Annotated in this window: 18 protein-coding genes; 7 read left to right on the top strand and 11 right to left on the bottom strand. The window is 64.7% G+C overall.

What is annotated here, in order from left to right; all coding sequences use genetic code 11:
- The first annotated feature begins 281 nt into the window (after positions 1–281).
- Both ACZ1JW_RS06750 and ACZ1JW_RS06745 read left to right on the top strand, forming a co-directional pair.
- Entirely contained in the window at positions 282–2267 is a 1986-nt protein-coding gene (locus ACZ1JW_RS06750) for a peptide MFS transporter (protein WP_465142419.1), read from the top strand.
- 141 nt (positions 2268–2408) lie between these two features.
- Entirely contained in the window at positions 2409–3089 is a 681-nt protein-coding gene (locus ACZ1JW_RS06745) for an NnrU family protein (RefSeq protein WP_465142418.1), read from the top strand.
- Positions 3090–3116: 27 nt separating this feature from the next.
- Here the strand turns inward: ACZ1JW_RS06745 and dxs are convergent, their stop codons facing one another.
- The 8 genes from dxs to ACZ1JW_RS06705 all read right to left on the bottom strand — a co-directional run bounded on the left by dxs (position 3117) and on the right by ACZ1JW_RS06705 (position 9273).
- Positions 3117–5039, bottom strand: a complete 1923-nt coding sequence (gene dxs / locus ACZ1JW_RS06740) for a 1-deoxy-D-xylulose-5-phosphate synthase (RefSeq protein ID WP_465124284.1) — start codon at positions 5037–5039, stop codon at positions 3117–3119.
- Positions 5040–5081: 42 nt separating this feature from the next.
- Positions 5082–6359, bottom strand: coding sequence for an MFS transporter (locus ACZ1JW_RS06735; protein WP_465142417.1), 1278 nt, complete (start codon positions 6357–6359; stop codon positions 5082–5084).
- A 24-nt stretch (positions 6360–6383) separates the two neighbouring features.
- Positions 6384–6851: a Fur family transcriptional regulator gene (locus tag ACZ1JW_RS06730; protein WP_465124286.1), complete on the bottom strand. Its 468-nt coding sequence runs from the start codon at positions 6849–6851 to the stop codon at positions 6384–6386.
- Between the two features lie 36 nt (positions 6852–6887).
- Positions 6888–7565 carry a peptide-methionine (S)-S-oxide reductase MsrA gene (gene msrA / locus ACZ1JW_RS06725; protein ID WP_465142416.1) on the bottom strand — a complete coding sequence of 226 codons (678 nt, stop codon included), beginning with the start codon at positions 7563–7565 and terminating at the stop codon, positions 6888–6890.
- 1 nt (position 7566) lies between these two features.
- Positions 7567–7695 carry a hypothetical protein gene (locus ACZ1JW_RS06720; protein WP_465124288.1) on the bottom strand — a complete coding sequence of 43 codons (129 nt, stop codon included), beginning with the start codon at positions 7693–7695 and terminating at the stop codon, positions 7567–7569.
- Between the two features lie 133 nt (positions 7696–7828).
- A complete protein-coding gene (gene xth / locus ACZ1JW_RS06715) occupies positions 7829–8605 on the bottom strand; it encodes an exodeoxyribonuclease III (protein ID WP_465142415.1) in 777 nt (258 codons plus the stop codon).
- A complete protein-coding gene (locus ACZ1JW_RS06710; RefSeq protein ID WP_465124290.1) occupies positions 8602–8934 on the bottom strand; it encodes a HesB/IscA family protein in 333 nt (110 codons plus the stop codon). The genes xth and ACZ1JW_RS06710 overlap by 4 nt, the downstream gene beginning before the upstream one ends.
- 45 nt (positions 8935–8979) lie before the next feature.
- Positions 8980–9273 carry a hypothetical protein gene (locus tag ACZ1JW_RS06705; protein ID WP_465142414.1) on the bottom strand — a complete coding sequence of 98 codons (294 nt, stop codon included), beginning with the start codon at positions 9271–9273 and terminating at the stop codon, positions 8980–8982.
- 142 nt (positions 9274–9415) lie between these two features.
- On the opposite strand from ACZ1JW_RS06705, the gene ACZ1JW_RS06700 reads away from it, so the two are divergent.
- From ACZ1JW_RS06700 to ACZ1JW_RS06690, 3 genes are all read left to right on the top strand, one after another.
- Complete coding sequence (locus ACZ1JW_RS06700; RefSeq protein ID WP_465142413.1) at positions 9416–9844, top strand: CBS domain-containing protein; 429 nt, start codon at positions 9416–9418, stop codon at positions 9842–9844.
- Between the two features lie 164 nt (positions 9845–10008).
- Complete coding sequence (locus ACZ1JW_RS06695; RefSeq protein ID WP_465142412.1) at positions 10009–11337, top strand: aminopeptidase P family protein; 1329 nt, start codon at positions 10009–10011, stop codon at positions 11335–11337.
- A 26-nt stretch (positions 11338–11363) separates the two neighbouring features.
- Positions 11364–11828: a hypothetical protein gene (locus tag ACZ1JW_RS06690; RefSeq protein WP_465142411.1), complete on the top strand. Its 465-nt coding sequence runs from the start codon at positions 11364–11366 to the stop codon at positions 11826–11828.
- A 145-nt stretch (positions 11829–11973) separates the two neighbouring features.
- Here the strand turns inward: ACZ1JW_RS06690 and ACZ1JW_RS06685 are convergent, their stop codons facing one another.
- Positions 11974–12969, bottom strand: a complete 996-nt coding sequence (locus ACZ1JW_RS06685; protein WP_465142410.1) for an adenosine kinase — start codon at positions 12967–12969, stop codon at positions 11974–11976.
- A gap of 76 nt (positions 12970–13045) precedes the next feature.
- Here ACZ1JW_RS06685 and ACZ1JW_RS06680 point away from each other — a divergent pair, with 76 nt between their 5' ends.
- The gene (locus ACZ1JW_RS06680) at positions 13046–13558 is read left to right on the top strand and encodes a hypothetical protein (RefSeq protein WP_465142409.1); all 513 of its coding nucleotides are present in this window, start codon (positions 13046–13048) and stop codon (positions 13556–13558) included.
- Here ACZ1JW_RS06680 and ACZ1JW_RS06675 read toward each other — a convergent pair.
- Entirely contained in the window at positions 13542–13994 is a 453-nt protein-coding gene (locus tag ACZ1JW_RS06675; RefSeq protein WP_465142408.1) for an RrF2 family transcriptional regulator, read from the bottom strand. The genes ACZ1JW_RS06680 and ACZ1JW_RS06675 overlap by 17 nt on opposite strands.
- 79 nt (positions 13995–14073) lie before the next feature.
- On the opposite strand from ACZ1JW_RS06675, the gene ACZ1JW_RS06670 reads away from it, so the two are divergent.
- Positions 14074–14517, top strand: a complete 444-nt coding sequence (locus ACZ1JW_RS06670; RefSeq protein WP_465142407.1) for a globin domain-containing protein — start codon at positions 14074–14076, stop codon at positions 14515–14517.
- Positions 14518–14656: 139 nt separating this feature from the next.
- Here ACZ1JW_RS06670 and ACZ1JW_RS06665 read toward each other — a convergent pair whose 3' ends face one another.
- Positions 14657–15826 carry a saccharopine dehydrogenase family protein gene (locus ACZ1JW_RS06665; RefSeq protein ID WP_465124298.1) on the bottom strand — a complete coding sequence of 390 codons (1170 nt, stop codon included), beginning with the start codon at positions 15824–15826 and terminating at the stop codon, positions 14657–14659.
- Positions 15827–16052: the final 226 nt, after the last annotated feature.

The following is a 16052-nucleotide window of genomic DNA, read 5'->3' as shown; positions in this document are numbered from 1 at the left end:
CGTGGATCCCGGCCTTCGCCGGGATGAGGCTGCAATTGGGAGTCTTACTTCAACCGTCGCCCCGGCGAAGGCCGTGGCCCACAACCTCACCGCATGACACAATGACCTCGCTCCCTGCCCGCTTCCATCGCGCCATCAAGGTCAACCGGTTGCGATTGAAAATAGTTTCTTGCCATGCGGGATCGTGCCACTAAGGCGAAAGTCCTGCCGCGCGGGAGAGGCGCGGCTGCTTTGCACGAACCCGACCCGTAAACCGGATAACGACGAGAACGCTCGCCCGCATGGCCCAGATCGACACGAATCCCGCACGAACCCCCGCGACCGGCGAGTGGTTCGGCCATCCTGCGCAACTCAAGCGCCTGTTCACCACCGAGATGTGGGAACGCTTCGGCTATTACGGGATGCGGGCGATCCTGACGCTCTATCTCGCCAAGCATTTCCTGTTCAACGATACCACCAGCACCGGCATATACGGCGGCTTCACTGCGCTGGTCTATCTCACCCCGCTGATCGGCGGCCTGATCGCCGACCGCTATCTCGGCTCGAAGCGCTCGGTGAAGTTCGGCGCGATCCTGATGGCGATCGGCTATTTCATGCTCTGCTTCGGCGGCGATGCGGCCAAGCCCTATGCCGTGATCGAAGGCCAGCGCTATGACGTGACGGTCAGCGAGGCGAACGGCAGCGAGTTGCGCTCGATCGAGATGGGCGGCCAGAAGCTTGAAATCGTCGGCAACGACGACAAGTCGGTCTCGCTCAAGGCGGTTGACGGCAGCGAAGCCAAGCGCATTGCCCCCGGCGCGTTCCAGTCCGACGGCGAACGCTCCTCGTTCCACATCGCCATCCTGCTGATCGGCCTCTCGCTCGTCACGGTGGGCAACGGCTTCTTCAAGCCCAACATCTCGACCATTGTCGGCACGCTCTATGCCGAGGGCGACCGGCGACGCGATGCCGGGTTCACCATCTTCTACATGGGCATCAACCTCGGCTCGCTGATCTCGCAGTTCTTCTGCCCGATCCTGGCCGAAAGCGTGGGCTGGTGGGCCGGCTTCGGCCTTGCCGCCATCGGCATGACCTTCTCATGGATACTGTTCCAGTTCGATGGCGGCAGGCTCGACGGATATGGCGAGCGCCCGGCCGGTGCCGATCCGCGCAAGGACTGGCTGATCTATGGCGCGGCGCTGGTCTGCGTGCCGCTGTTCTTCTTCCTGTTCACCAATCTCATGGCCTATGTCCCGCCCGAAGCTGGCGAAGGCCTCGTCGGCTACTTCCTCGGCCTGCCGATCATGGGCAAGCTGATGTTCGGCACGTTCCTGATCGCGATCCCCGGCATCCTGATCTGGGCGTTGGCGGCGGGCAACCGGGTCGAATTCCAGATGATGGTCGCCGCCATGGTGCTGATCGTGTTCAACACCGTGTTCTGGACCCTGTTCGAACAGGCCGGCTCCTCGCTCACCCTCTTTGCAGAGCGCAACACCCAGCTCGAGATCGCGTGGACGCGCCCGCTCTTCGCGATGTTCCGTTCAACGCCTGCCAGCTATTATGTGTTCTTCGCCCTGTTGCTGGGCGGGCTGGGCTTGGCGCTCGCATGGTTCTTCGGCAATGGCGAAGCTCCCGAAACGAAGCGCAAGATGACGCTCGGCTTCGGCGTGGTCATGCTCGCAGGCTTCTTCGGCATGGTCTATGCCCGCAGCCAGGGCTTCGGCAGCGAAGAAGTCTATGTCATGCCCGCAGGCCAGACGCAGATCTTCAACGCGCTGTTCATCGTCACGCTGGCCCCGCTGTTCAGCGTGATGTGGAATGGCATGGCTCGGCGCGGCGTGGAGCCGTCGATCCCGGTCAAGTTCGCGCTCGCCCTGATGGGCGTGGGCGGCGGTTTTCTCCTGCTGGTCTGGGGCTCGCAGTTCGCCGACGCGCAGTTCAAGGTCGGCCTCGTCTGGCTTGCCGGGCTCTACCTGGTTCATTCGATGGCAGAGCTGTGCATTTCGCCGGTCGGCCTGTCGATGATCACCAAGCTGTCCATGGCCCGCATCGTCGGCATGATGATGGGCGTGTGGTTCCTGTCGATTGCCGTCGCCCAGTACGTCGCGGGTATGGTCGCGCAGGTCGCCAGCGTCGAAACGGTCGGCGGTCAGGTTACCAACCTCAAGGTCAGCCTTGATACCTACGTCGGCGTGTTCACGACGATTGGCTGGATATCGGTGGGCATTGGTGCTGTGCTTCTGGTCATAGCGATTCCGCTCAGGAAGCTTATGCATGGGGTGACCTGAAGGCGTTCGGGAACAAATTTCCACCTTCGGATTATTGGCCTAACCCTGAAGGCATCTGTTGTCAGATTTGTTACAAAAGCTAGAAGGGATGTTAATCAATATAAATGCCCGCGCCATTCGAGGCGCAGCAGGGGGGCGGAGATGGATGCAGATTTGATACACCTCGTCATCGCGACAGCCGCGTTCGTGTTTACGCATTTCGCGATGTCCGGTCCGCTCAGGCAACCGCTCGTTTCAAGACTCGGGGCCCAGGGCTTCCTCCTGCTGTATTCGCTGGTGTCGATCGGGACCTTGGCCTGGGCCGTCGTCGTTTTCGACCGGACCGATGCCGATTGGCAGGCATGGAACGGCATGGCGCCAGTGCCGTGGGCGCTGGCCAGCCTGCTGACCCTTACCGGGCTTGCGCTGCTCATCCCGTCCTTCGCGCGCAACCCTGCCCTGCCCGGCAAGACGGCCGCGGGGCTTGGCACGGTGATTCCCGTCGGCGTGTTCCGCGTGACGCGGCATCCGATGATGTGGGGCATCGCTATCTGGGCGCTCGGCCACATGATCGCTGCACCTTCGGCTCGCGTGCTGGTGCTGATGACCGGCATCATCCTCCTGGCGCTGGTCGGCTCGCACTTTCAGGACAAGCGCAAGGTCGCCGGCAACAAGCGCGAGTTCGGACCCTGGCAGCGCCGCACCACGTTCTGGCCCAAGTTCGGCGAACTGCTGCGGCTTCACACGATCCTGCTTATCGCCTTCCTCGTGTGGTTCATCGCCACCTGGATCCACTACCACCTGTTCGGCATCCCTGCCGGCCTGTGGCTGTGGCTGACCTGATCTAGCGCAACGCCCGCAGGCGCGCGGTCAGGCCCGCGCCTCGCTCACACCCGCAGAGTTGTGCCGCAGTGCTTTCAGCACCGTATCGACGATATGCGGCGCATTGAGCCCAGCCGTGTCGTATTGCTTGTCCGGCGAGTCATGGTCCTGAAATACGTCAGGCAGGCGCATGGTGCGAATCTTGAGGCCCGCATCGGTCAGACCCTCGTCGCTCGCCATGGTCAGCACGTGTGCGCCAAGTCCGCCGATCGATCCTTCCTCGATCGTCACCACGACCTCGTGGGTCGCCATCAGCTGGCGGATCAGGTCGGTGTCGAGCGGCTTGGCAAAGCGCAGGTCTGCCACCGTGGTAGAAAGCCCCTTGGCCTCCAGCTGGTCCGCCGCCTTCAGTGCCTCTGCCAGACGCGTGCCGAGCGATAGCAGCGCCACCTTGCTGCCCGAACGCACGATGCGCCCCTTGCCGATCTCCAGCAATTCCGGCTCCTCCGGCAGCGCAACGCCGGTGCCATTGCCGCGCGGATAGCGGAACGCAATCGGGCCGCTGTCATGCTTTGCGGCGGTGTAGGTCATGTGGACCAGCTCCGCCTCGTCGGCCGCCGCCATCACCACCATATTCGGCAGTGTGGCAAGATAAGTAACGTCGAACGAGCCCGCGTGCGTCGCCCCGTCAGCCCCCACCAGCCCGGCGCGGTCAATCGCAAAGCGGACCGGCAGGTTCTGGATCGCCACGTCGTGCACGACCTGATCGAACGCGCGCTGCAGGAAGGTCGAATAGATCGCGCAGAACGGGCGCATGCCCTCTGCCGCAAGGCCTGCCGCAAAGGTCACCGCATGCTGCTCGGCAATGCCGACGTCGAACGTGCGTGTCGGGTGCGCCTTGGCAAACTTGTCGACGCCGGTGCCGCTGGGCATCGCCGCCGTGATCGCGCAGATAGTGGGATCGCTGTCCGCCAGCTTCGCCAGCGTCTCGCCAAACACGTTCTGGTAGGCCGGCGCACCCGGCGTGGCCTTGACCTGCTCGCCGGTCACCACGTCGAACTTCTGCACGCCGTGGTACTTGTCCGCCGCCTGCTCGGCCGGGCCATAGCCCTTGCCCTTCTGCGTCACCACGTGAACGAGGCACGGCCCTTCGGCCGCATCGCGCACGTTCTCCAGCACCGGGATCAGCTGGTCGATGTTGTGCCCGTCGAGCGGCCCGACGTAATAGAAGCCCAGCTCCTCGAACAGCGTGCCGCCCATCGCCATGCCGCGCGCGAACTCGTCGGTCTTGCGCGCCGCCGTGTGCAGCGGACGCGGCAGCTTGCGCGAAAGCTTGCGCGCGATCTCGCGCAGACCCAGAAACTGGCGCGACGACACCAGCCGCGCGAGATAGGCCGAAAGCCCGCCAACCGGCGGCGCAATCGACATGTCGTTATCGTTGAGGATCACCACGAGCCGGTTGCCCGCAAGCCCTGCATTGTTCATCGCCTCGTAGGCCATCCCTGCGCTCATCGCGCCGTCGCCGATCACCGCGATGCCCTTGCCGGGCCGGTCAGAGAGCTTGTTGGCGATGGCAAAGCCCAGTGCGGCCGAAATCGACGTGCTCGAATGCGCCGTGCCGAACGGATCGTATTCACTCTCGCTGCGCTTGGTGAAGCCCGAAAGACCCCCGCCCTGCCGCAGCGTGCGGATGCGATCACGCCGCCCGGTGATGATCTTGTGCGGATAGGCCTGGTGGCCCACGTCCCACACCAGCTTGTCCTGCGGCGTATTGAACACATAGTGGATCGCCACGGTCAGCTCGACCACGCCAAGCCCCGATCCGAGATGCCCGCCCGTCGATCCGACGGCGGATATCATCTCGGCACGAAGCTCGTCCGAAAGCTGGCGAAGCTGCGAAGGCGCGAGCTTGCGAAGATCCTCAGGGGTATCGACCGTGTCTAGCAGCGGCGTTGCCGGTTCTGAACTCATCCAACCGCCCTTACACCGATGCTTCTGTGCTGTCGAACATGATCATGCAGGTTGACCCTTCCCCATGGTCGGTGCCGCACGCCCCTGCGTCAGCAAGGCCGAAACCACCAGCAGTACCGCCGCCAGCACAAAGGCATATCCCGGCGCTGCAAGATCGCCTGTGGCTGAAATGTGCCGCGTCAGCAGCACCGGCGTCACCCCGAACGTGACCGCCACGATCACGCCATAACCAATGCCGACCAGCCCGGCGCGGTGGCGCTTGGGCGTAATCTCGACGAATGAGGCATAAGCCACAGCCGCCGAAATCGTCGCCATCAGCAACAGCAGTGCCGCAGCTGGGGCCAGCTGCGCCAGCGAAGCCTCGGCAATGCCCCAGCGGAACAGCGGCAGCGAAACCAGTGCGGCCAGCGCCGAAGTGCCCAGCATGACCTGACGCCGCCCGATCCGGTCGCCCAGCCATCCGCCGAACAGCAGCCCCACGATCTGCGTCCCCGCTGCCGCCATCTGCAGCAGATAGCCGTTGGTCACCGGAATCTTGAGGAACGTCGTCGCATAGACGAACAGGTAATCCCCGGCAGCGCCTGCCAGCAGGAACCCCGTCACCCCGATCAGCGCCACCACATAGGCCCGCACATCAAGCTCGGTCACCACGTTTGGCCCGGTTTCGGGCAGATGCAGCGTCTCGTCCAGCCGCCGCCGCAGTGCAAAGGCCAGCGGTACGATGGCCGCGCCAATGCCGAAGGCGATGCGCCAGCCGAAGGCATCGAGCTGCTCCGGCGTCAGCAGGCTCGCCAGCACCAGCCCCACCATACCGCTCGCCAGCACGCCGATGCGCATGGCGACAAGTTGCAGCGCGATCAACAGCCCGCGCTTTTCGGGCGGCGCGCTTTCGGCAAGGAAAGCCGTGGTCGGCCCGACATCACCCCCGGCGGCAAGGCCCTGCAACAGGCGGAAGGCAACGACAAGGATCGGCGCCCACACGCCGATCGTCGCATAGCTTGGCGTCAGGGCGAGCCCGATGGCGCTCAGGCCCATCAGCGCGAAAGTTGCCAGCATGGTCGGTCGGCGACCCAGCTTGTCGCCCAGAAGGCCAAACAGGATCGCACCCAGCGGCCTTGCGCCGAACCCCGCGCCCGCCGTCATCAGCGTCAGCAGCAACGCGCTGCCCGGAACGCCCGCCGGAAACATCACCCGCGAGACATTGGCGGCAAAGAAGCTGAAGCTCAGGAAATCGTAGAATTCCAGCGCATTTCCGGAAATGACCGCCGCAAATTGCCGTCTGCTCGGCAGATGTCGCGCCTCTTCGCTCAGATCGTTCATGCGGCCCTCCCCCCGTCAGGCACCTTATTCCCCGCTGGCGCACTCCGCGCAATGACCGCGAATCTCGACCACCGGGCGCACTTCGGCAAAGCCCGCGTCCTGCGCGGCCTTGCGCAGCGCTCCGGTCAGGCTGTCGTCGTCGATGTGCACGGCAGTGCCGCACAAGTCGCAGATCAGGAAGATGCAGTCGTGGCGGCAGCCGGGATGGCTGTTGGCCACATAGGCGTTGGCGCTCTCCACCCGCCGCGCAAGATTGGTGCGCACGAACAGGTCGAGGATGCGATAGACCGAATTGGCCGCGACGCGCTTGCCCCGCCGCGTGCCCACGCTTTCGGCAATGTCATAGGCCGATGCCGGCTTCTCGCGCTCGGCCAGCGCCTCGAACACGTCGGCGCGCATCTCGGTCCACTGCTCGCCGGACGCGGTGAGCGCATCGCGCGCGGCCTCGATCAGCCTGTCGCCTGCAAAGTCGTGATGATTGTGCCCGGACATCGTTCCTAGATAGGCACGCCTGCGCAAAGGCGCAAATCAGTTCCGCGTGAACGTCGGCTTGTAGAGATCGGGAAACAGCTTCTTCAGCGCCGCCACCTTGGGCGCGTCCCAGCGCCGGATATAGCCGTGGTCGGGATTCCGGTCGGCAAAGTCCTGATGATAGGCCTCGGCCGGATAGAACGCCTTGTAGGATTCCACCGCCGTCACGATCGGCTGCTTCCACAGGCCCGACTTCCTCAGCTGACCCAGATAGGCCGCCGCCACCCGCGCCTGCTCCTTGTCCATCGGCACCAGCGCATTGCGGTACTGCGTGCCGTGATCGGGACCTTGATAGTTCAGCTGAGTCGGATCCGCGCCAACCGCGAAGAACACCCGCAGCAACTGGTCGTAACGGATCTTGGCGGGATCGTAGGTCACCCGCACCGCTTCTGCGTGTCCGGTATTGCCCGAGCCCACGACATCATAAATCGCGGTCTTCTGCGCTCCGCCGTGATAGCCAGAAACGACGCTGCTCACGCCCTTCAGATGGCTGAACACTGCTTCAATGCCCCAGAAGCAGCCGCCTGCGAAGACGGCCACTTTCTTGCCCGGCGCTTCATTGGCCTGCACCGCCGCTGCGGGGGTGGACACCGCACCTTCGGCCTGCGCGGGTTGCTGGCACGATGCGGTCAGAACTCCCACCGCCATGAGTGCGGTCAGGAGCGGGCGGCGCATCTTAGTGCGACGCCTGTTCGGTATCGGGGGTCGCCAGCGCGGTCGTACCCGAGCTGATGCCCATGACGGCAGCGCCCATCAGGAACCCGAAGGCCAGCGCGCGGAAGAAATCAGGCTTGAACAGGCCCATCGGTTTTGGCTTTCACGATCTTGTCTGGCGTCGGCCTTGCACCGAGTCGCCTGAATGTGTGGTGACGCCCTGCACAGTCATACGCGCAAGCCATCAGCGTTTCTGCGAACCGTTCACCGCGTGCGACGAACGGTTAGGTCTGCAACTGCACCCAGATCGGTGCATGGTCACTGGCCTTTTCGCGGCCGCGATATTCCTTGTCGACGCCTGCTGCCAACAGCCGGTCGGCCAGCTCGGGCGAAAGCAGTGCGTGGTCGATGCGGAAGCCGTGGTCACGCTGCCAGGCACCGGCCTGATAGTCCCAGAACGTCCACACCCCGCCCTGCGGATTGAACGTGTCGATCGCGTCGGTCCAGCCGTCGTTGAGCAGACGGCGATAGGCGTCGCGCGATTCGGGCTGCATCAGCGCATCGTCGGCCATCGCCTTGACCGAGAAGGTATCCTTGTCCTCAGGGATCACGTTGTAATCGCCGATCACCACGGCGGGTACGTCCTCGGCGGTGATTTGCGCCATGCGCTGGCGCAGGCGTTCCATCCAGCGCAGCTTATAATCGAACTTCGGCCCCGGCTGCGGATTGCCGTTGGGCAGATAGATACACACCACGCGAATGCCGAAAACATCGGCCTCGAGATAGCGCGAATGCTCGTCCTCGGGCTCGCCCGCCAGCCCGCGCTGCACTTCGACCGGTGCCTGCCCATCGGCCAGAATTGCCACGCCGTTGAAGCCCTTCTGCCCGTGCCAGATCGCGTGATAGCCGATCTTCTCGAACTCGGCCGCCGGGAACCCCTCGTCCTGTGTTTTGATCTCCTGCAGGCATGCAACCGAGGGCCGAGTTTCCTCAAGCCATTCGAGCAGACGCGGCAGACGGGCCTTGATCCCGTTGATATTGAACGATGCGACTTTGATCATATGGCGAACGAAGCGCCGCAACCGCACCCTGATGCCGCCTGCGGATTGCTCACCCGAAAGGCCGCGCCGCCCAGCGATTCGACGTATTCCACCACGCTGCCTTCGAGCAGGCCGAGGCTGACCTCGTCGACCACCAGCCGGACTCCGTCGGTCTCGGCAATCAGGTCACCGTCCTCGGGGGCGTCGGCAAGGCCGAACTTGTACTGGAAGCCCGAACAGCCGCCGCCTTCCACCGAAAGCCGCAGGATCGCGGGCTTTGACTGCTTGGCGGCAATCGTGGCAACGCGCGCGGCGGCGCTGGGGGCTAGGGTGACCTGTGTTTCGCTCATTCCGACAAGATAGGGACTAAGCGCGCCAACCTCAACGTCCGATCATCAGCGATTCCGCTCGTCCTCCAGCCGGTCCTCGATTGATTCGTCGTGGCCCGTCCCGCTGGAGAGGAACACCAGCCCCATCAATGCCGCCATCAGCATGATCGTCAGCCAGACGCCCAGCGCCGAGGCGATGAACAGGTGGATCGAGATCATGCCGATCTGGAGGTAAAGAACGGAGAGAACAACCCCGACGACAGCGGTGCTGAACAGCGCCATCCAGCGCATGATCAGCCAGTATCGCGCCCAGGCAAATCGAGCGTTTTCAGGATCATCGAGAGGAGAGTGTCCGGCCATCGTCTGCGGTCCTTTGCCGATCGTAAGTGGTGGTGGCAACGGCTTTGACAATGGCCGCCAAGATGGCATGATCCCTATGGGAGATCAGGCGGTCGGCAAAGACGCCCGAAGGCGCATCGGCCGCATCACGAAGGAGGATGCCATGACGATTGCGCACGTGATTCAAGGCCGGGGCGAAGTGTGGAGCGTCGATGCCGACGCGCAAGTCTCGGACGCGATCGACATGCTCGCCCACCACCGCATCGGCGCCCTGCCCGTCAGCGATGGGGAGAGCGGCGTTGCCGGCATCTTCTCCGAACGCGACATGATCCGCTGCCTGCACAAGCATGGCGAGGCGGCGCTGCACATGAAGGTGCGCGACATGATGACCGCGCCGGTCGTGACCGTATCCCCGCAGACTTCGGTGATGGAGGCCCTCGCCCTGATGACCCAGCGCCGCTTCCGCCATCTCCCTGTAGTAGAAGGAAATCGCATGGTCGCCTTCGTCTCGATCGGGGACCTGGTGAAGCACCGGCTCGACAAGATCGAGGCCGAGGCGGACGCGATGCGGGTCTACATCCAGCAGGCCTAAGGACGTTTCCAACTCTCGGGGGCAGAACGGCAACTCTCCCCCAACTCCCCCCCAACTCTCTCGGGCAAAGGCACAACTCGCGCGCACGCCGTCCATGCACGCGCAGGTGATTCCCATTTCACGTGAAACCATCTAGGCTTCCCCTTCGAAAAGGGGATTCCGCCATGACCATGACCCGCCGCTCCCTCCTCGCCGGAGCTGCCGCCGCGACCGCATCGCTCTCGATCTCGATCCGCGCGCAAGTCCTCCCACCCCCCGGCTTCGCCACCCCGTCGGGCACCACCCCCTTCGCGCCCGAGGTCTATCGCGAGCGGCGGGCGAAGCTGATGGCGTCGCTGAAGGATGGCGTGGCGGTGATCCATGGCGCCGAGCGCGACCGGTCGAGCGGCCCGGTGAGCCCACCGTTCTATCAGTCGGGCGATTTTGCGTGGTTGACCGGAATCGTCGACGAACCCGGCGCGGTGCTGGTGCTGGCCCCTGCAGAGCGGACCTACCGCGAGTTCCTGCTGCTCCCCTCGCGCGATATCGAGACCGAGCGCTGGGACGTCGAGCGCCTGCCGCTGGGCTCGGTGATCGAACAACGCACGGGAATTCAGCGGGTCAGGCGCATTTCAGGGCTCGATGGCCTCGTCACCCAACTCGCCGCGCGCAGCCGGACGCTGCACTTCATGGGCCCGATCGCCAGCGCCTCGGCCCCGGTTCCGCCCGCGATGGAGCTTTACGGCCGGGTGATGGCCCGCGTCCCCGGTTGCACCCTGAAGGACCAGAGCGCCCTCCTCCCCGCCCTGCGCACCGTCAAGGAACCGCGCGAGCTGGAGCTGATGCGCCGGGCGCTCAGCTCGACGCAAGCTGGCCACCTCGCCGCGATGAAGGCGGTGCGCCCCGGCATGACCGAGCGCCAGCTGACCGCGGTGCTGGAGGACGGGTTCCGGCAGGGCGGGGGCGAGGGCCTGTCCTACGATTCGATCGTCGCCACCGGCCGCAACGCCGCCTCGCTGCACTATGCCCATGGCAATGCCGTGATCGGCGCACAGGACCTCGTGCTGATCGATGCTGCGGCCAGCGTCGGCACTTATGCCTGCGACATTACCCGCACCTTCCCCGCCTCGGGCAAGTTCACAGCGCAGCAGCGGGCGGACTACGAGCTGGTCATGGCGGCCCAGGATGCTGCGGCCAAGCTGTTGAAACCGGGCGTCATTCACGAGGACATGACCGAGGCGGTCTATGCCCTGTTCCGCAAGGCAGGCCGGATTGACGAGTTCACCCACGGCCTCGGACACTTCGTCGGCCTCGATGTCCATGACGCGGGCGACTATGCCAAGCCGATCCCGGCAGGCGCGGTGATCACCATCGAACCGGGGCTCTACAACCAGCAGATGAACCAGGGCATCCGCATCGAGGACCTCTACCTCGTCACCCCCACGGGCTGCGAACGCCTGAGCACCGGCATCCCGCGCACGGTGGCGGAAATCGAGGCGTTCATGGGGCGGTGAGAAGGCGGACGAGTGGTGGATAGATCATGAAGGAGAGCCTGAAGCGTGCGGCGATAGGGCTTGGCGGCGTTGCCACTTTCGTTGCTTTCGGTATTTTTCTCGAAGAGCAAGCAGGCGTCTCATTCTGGACGACATATCGCATCGCCTGTGCGGCAGTGCCGCTATGGTTCTTTGCAAAAATTGCTCAAGATTATGCGGGCGAACGGTGGCCCAGAAGGGCGTTGCTCGTAGCGGCGACTTTCAACATCGCGCTCCTCGTTTCGCCCTCCTCCCAAACGCCAGCGACGAAAGGCGACTTACTGTTCTTCGGTCTACCAGACGCGATCATTTTCATGATAGCGAGGGTTATCACTTACAAGGCTACAGACCTTCATGGGCGGGCTGTCAGGCAACAACTCATTGCCGGAGTTGTCCTTGCTCTGGCGGTTTGTGCGATCCTGTTCGCAACTCTGTTGATACCCGATGCTCAACCGCACTGCGTTAGGTGTTGAGCATCGCGTACTGCTCAACCTTTCAACCAACGTCACCCCGGCGCAGGCCGGGGGCCATTACCTCGCCGTCGAGCCGGACACCGGCGTCATGGGCCCCGGCCTTCGCCGGGGTGACGGGTGGTGCGGGTTGGTGGTTGGAATGAGATCAGCCCAGGCGCTTGGCCACCAAGTCCTGCAGGTCGGCCTCGGGGCGGGCGCCGTAGTGGGAGATGATTTCTGCGGCGCAGATGGCGCCCAGCGTCAGGCTCTCCGCAAGCGGTCGCCCGCGGACGTAGCCGTAGAGGAAGCCTGCGGCGAAGAGGTCGCCTGCGCCGGTGGTGTCGACCACCTTGTCGATGGGCTCGGCGGGAACCTGGGCGTGTTCGCCGTGGCTGACCGCGTGGGCGCCGTTTTCGCTGCGGGTGACGACGACCGTGGGCACCTTGGCGGCGAGCTGTTCGAGGCCTGCGTGGAAGTCCTCGATGCCGGTGAGGGCGGCGAGTTCGTGTTCGTTGGCGAAGAGGATGTCGATCTCGCCCGCTTCGATCAGTGCGCGGAAATCATCGCCATGGCGCGAGATCACGAAAGCGTCGGACAGGGTGAAGGCCACCTTGCGGCCGGCATTGCGCGCAGCGGCAATGGCGCGGCGCATGGCCTTGCGCGGCTCTTCCGGGTCCCACAGATAGCCTTCGAGATAGAGTACGCTGGCCGCAGCGATGGTAGCGTCGTCAAGCGCTTCGGCAGGCAGGAACTGCGAGGCGCCGAGGAAGGTGTTCATCGTGCGCTGGCCATCGGGGGTGACGAAGATCAGGCAGCGCGCCGTTGGCGGTTCGTCTGTGCGCGACGGGGTCTCGAAAGCGATGCCGCCTGCGCGGATGTCGTGCGCGAAGACTTCGCCGAGCTGGTCGTCCGCCACCTGGCCGATGAAGCCGCACTTCGCGCCGAGCGCGGCAAGGCCTGCCAGCGTGTTGGCCGCCGAACCGCCCGAGATTTCACGCGCGGGGCCCATGGCGTCGTAGAGTTCCTTGGCACGGTCGGTGTCGACCAGCGTCATGCCGCCCTTGGCGAGGCCGAGCCGCTCGATGTCCGCATCATCGCAGGGGGCCATCACGTCGACGATGGCGTTGCCGATGGCGATGACGTCGTAAAGCGGTTCGGACATGCGGGACAGGCTCCGTATCTTGGGCAATTGCGCGATGGCCTAGCCGCTATGCCGCGTTGCAGCAAGAGCAGGAAGGGTGCGTCAGAACGCTTGGCCTGTGCGCCGTATCGCGCCGCCTGCGGTTGACCCGGCGGTGCTGGCGGGGCATCCCCGCGCGGTGACATTCCGCGCTGCCGCCATTCCGCTTCTCGCTCTCCTCCTTGCCTCGTGCGGCGGGGGAGGGCTGCCAGCGGGCGGCAAGACCCCGGTCGTGCGCTCTGCGCCGACAGCGCCGGTCCGCACCACGGTTCCGCGCCCTGCGCCCGTGGGCAAGCCTGTCGCGCAAGTGCAGATGATCCCCGGCCTTGAAGGCGTGATCGGGTCTGACGCGCTGCAGCTTGGCCGCACCTTCGGCACGCCGCGTCTCGACGTGATCGAGGACGACGCGCGCAAGATGCAATGGTCGGGGACAGCCTGCATCCTCGACGTCTATCTCTACCCACCTGCCAGTGGCGGCAAGCCGACTGCAACGTACGTCGATGCAAGGCGTGGCGATGGGCGTGACGTTGATCGCGCGGCCTGCGTGGCGGCGCTCAGGAAGGCTCCGTAACCGCGCAGGTCAGGGCAGGGGGCAGGGTGGCCCACGGTGCGAAGGCAGCGACGCCTTCGCGCGAGACATCGGCCAGCGTGTAACGGTCCAGCACGGCGAGGAAGGCTTCGAGCGCTTCGGCCAGCACGCTGCTCAGCGCGCAATCTTCACGCAGGGCGCAGGTGGCGCAATCAGCAAGGCGCAGGCCGCGTTCGAGCTTGCGCACCACTTCGCCCACGGTGATCTGGTGCGCGGGGCGGGCGAGCGCGATGCCGCCGCTGCGCCCGCGCTGCGACATGGCAAAGCCTGCCTGTACCAGCGCTTGCGCGACCTTTGCGACGTGGTGATAGCTCAGGCCCTGCTGCGCGGAGAACGCGGGCAGGCTGACCGCCCCGTCCTTGCGCGCGAGCACGATCAGCAGGCGCAGGCCGAAATCGGTGTGCTGGGTCAACTGCATTCAAAAACCATCGTTTTTCCGCTTGCGAGAATCAAGCAGATAAAATACCGGTATTTGTAATACCTGATTGGAGATACCCATGCGCACCGCTTCCGAACACGCAATGACCATCGTCAAGGCCACCGCTCCGGTGATCGAAAAGCACGGCGTGGACATCACCACCGCCATGTACAAGCGCTTGTTCCAGAACGATGATGTGAAGGCGATGTTCGATGCCGCCGCGCAGGAAAGCGGCGAGCAGCCGCGCCGTCTGGCCGCCGCGATCCTTGCCTATGCCAGGAACATCGACAAGCTCGAGAACTTGGGACCAGCGGTGACGCGGATGGTGCAGCGCCATGTCGAGTGCGGCGTGAAGGCCGAGCATTACCCTTATGTCGCCGAGGCCCTGTTGCCCGCGATTCGCGACGTGGTGGGGGCCGATGTGGCCACCGACGAAGTGCTGGCGGCCTGGGGCGAGGCCTACTGGATGCTCGCCGATATTCTCATCGGTGAAGAAGCCGAGGCTTACGCGGCGGCGGCCTGAGCGAGGGCCCACCCCGCTGCGACTAACTTCACTGCGTTCAGTAAGTCTCGCGGCCCTCCCGCTTGCGGGAGGGCAAAGAAGTGCGCTGTCACTCCCCTCCCGCAGGCGGGAGGGGTTGGGGGTGGGCAGAACGCAGGCGCTACTCCGCCGCGAAGCTGATCTCGGCGTGAGCGCGCAGGCGGTCTACCAAGGCTTCGCCGAGGATCGCGCCGGGGGTTCCGACCACGCCGCCAGCCTTGCTCGACAGCAGGGCAATGGCGGTCTCGGCGATCATCCGGCTGGTCGAGCCGTAGCCGGGATCGTAGCGCCCTTTCACGCCGTAGCGGATTTCCTGACCATCGGGCATCGTGCCAAGGAACAGGACATCGTAGTAACCGGTCTCGCGCTGCTCCTTCGAGGGGCCTTCGCCAGGCTTGGGATCATCGGGACGGCCGATGCTGGGCGTCTTTGCCATGTGCTCGGCAGCGGCCTTGCCCTGATCGCCAGGGCCGGTGAGAATCATCTCGTCATAGACAAAGTCGGTGCCCCAGGCGTGACCGAGCAGGGCATTGGTGCGGTGGACGTTCTTGACGTTGATCGCGGCCATGACGAACGGCGTTTCCCAGCTGCCGATGGCCTCGTCGTACTGGACCTTGTCACCGCGCGGCTGTTCGGGGCCTGCGAAGCCGGGAGTGAGGCAGAAGGCGCTCTGCATCAGCGGAATGAGCGAAGGGTCCTTGCCCAGCGCCTGCAGCGTCGCACCGAGGCTCGCGGCGGTGCCGCCCGAAACGCCGCCCTTGAAACCGCGCACGCGGCCCTTCACGCGCGGGGCAGGGCGGCCGAACTTCGCCACGGCTTCCTTCTGCAGCATCAGCACGCCCAGATCGAACGGGATCGAATCGAAGCCAGAGGAGAAGCAGATTCGCGCGCCGGTTTGCTTGGCACCCTCACCATACTTGTCGATCATCTGGCGCATCCAGACCGGCTCGCCGCAAAGATCGGCATAGTCCGTGCCCGCTGCGATGCAGGCAGCGAGCAAGGGTTCACCATAGAGCTGGTAGGGGCCGACAGTGGTGATGACGACCTTGGCCTGGCTGACCATCGCTTCGAGACTGGCGGGATCGGCGGCATCGGCGACGATCAGCGGGGTGTTCTTGGGCGCCTCGATCAGGGCACGCACCTCTGCGAGCTTGGCCGCCGAACGCCCGGCCATGGCCCAGCGCGGGCCTTCCTGTCCGTAATGCCGCGCAAGATACTCCGCGACCAATCGCCCGGTAAACCCCGTCGCCCCATAGACGACAATGTCATAGGGCCTCTCCGACTTCTCCATCAGCCTCTCCGCCTGTTCTCGTTGTCCGGCAAGCTTGGCGAGTTCGGTGGCGATTGCAACCGGATTTAAGCGGGGGGTTAAGGCGTGGTGCAAACATCCTTCGACAGGCTCAGGATGAGCGGGTTTGAGAACCGATCAGGCATGCGGCACCGACCCACTCCTCCGCCCTACACTCCATCGTCCCGGCGCAGGCCGGGACCCATGGCGCTGGCCGGCTAGCACGTTG

The organism is Novosphingobium sp. BL-A-28-Hi1-0D (assembly GCF_055521755.1).
The sequence above is the reverse complement of the archived record's forward strand: the minus strand, read 5'-3'. Positions and strand labels throughout refer to the sequence as shown.

Excerpts from the sequence above, each read along its gene's own strand:
- dxs (WP_465124284.1), bottom strand. The coding sequence starts at position 5,039 with ATGAGTTCAGAACCGGCAACGCCGCTGCTAGACACGGTCGATACCCCT.
- ACZ1JW_RS06750 (WP_465142419.1), top strand. The coding sequence starts at position 282 with ATGGCCCAGATCGACACGAATCCCGCACGAACCCCCGCGACCGGCGAG.
- msrA (WP_465142416.1), bottom strand. The coding sequence starts at position 7,565 with ATGCGCCGCCCGCTCCTGACCGCACTCATGGCGGTGGGAGTTCTGACC.
- ACZ1JW_RS06745 (WP_465142418.1), top strand. The coding sequence starts at position 2,409 with ATGGATGCAGATTTGATACACCTCGTCATCGCGACAGCCGCGTTCGTG.
- ACZ1JW_RS06670 (WP_465142407.1), top strand. The coding sequence starts at position 14,074 with ATGCGCACCGCTTCCGAACACGCAATGACCATCGTCAAGGCCACCGCT.
- ACZ1JW_RS06685 (WP_465142410.1), bottom strand. The coding sequence starts at position 12,969 with ATGTCCGAACCGCTTTACGACGTCATCGCCATCGGCAACGCCATCGTC.
- ACZ1JW_RS06720 (WP_465124288.1), bottom strand. The coding sequence starts at position 7,695 with ATGGGCCTGTTCAAGCCTGATTTCTTCCGCGCGCTGGCCTTCGGGTTC.
- ACZ1JW_RS06665 (WP_465124298.1), bottom strand. The coding sequence starts at position 15,826 with ATGGAGAAGTCGGAGAGGCCCTATGACATTGTCGTCTATGGGGCGACG.
- ACZ1JW_RS06675 (WP_465142408.1), bottom strand. The coding sequence starts at position 13,994 with ATGCAGTTGACCCAGCACACCGATTTCGGCCTGCGCCTGCTGATCGTG.
- ACZ1JW_RS06690 (WP_465142411.1), top strand. The coding sequence starts at position 11,364 with ATGAAGGAGAGCCTGAAGCGTGCGGCGATAGGGCTTGGCGGCGTTGCC.
- ACZ1JW_RS06730 (WP_465124286.1), bottom strand. The coding sequence starts at position 6,851 with ATGTCCGGGCACAATCATCACGACTTTGCAGGCGACAGGCTGATCGAG.
- ACZ1JW_RS06695 (WP_465142412.1), top strand. The coding sequence starts at position 10,009 with ATGACCATGACCCGCCGCTCCCTCCTCGCCGGAGCTGCCGCCGCGACC.
- ACZ1JW_RS06710 (WP_465124290.1), bottom strand. The coding sequence starts at position 8,934 with ATGAGCGAAACACAGGTCACCCTAGCCCCCAGCGCCGCCGCGCGCGTT.
- ACZ1JW_RS06735 (WP_465142417.1), bottom strand. The coding sequence starts at position 6,359 with ATGAACGATCTGAGCGAAGAGGCGCGACATCTGCCGAGCAGACGGCAA.
- ACZ1JW_RS06700 (WP_465142413.1), top strand. The coding sequence starts at position 9,416 with ATGACGATTGCGCACGTGATTCAAGGCCGGGGCGAAGTGTGGAGCGTC.
- xth (WP_465142415.1), bottom strand. The coding sequence starts at position 8,605 with ATGATCAAAGTCGCATCGTTCAATATCAACGGGATCAAGGCCCGTCTG.
- ACZ1JW_RS06705 (WP_465142414.1), bottom strand. The coding sequence starts at position 9,273 with ATGGCCGGACACTCTCCTCTCGATGATCCTGAAAACGCTCGATTTGCC.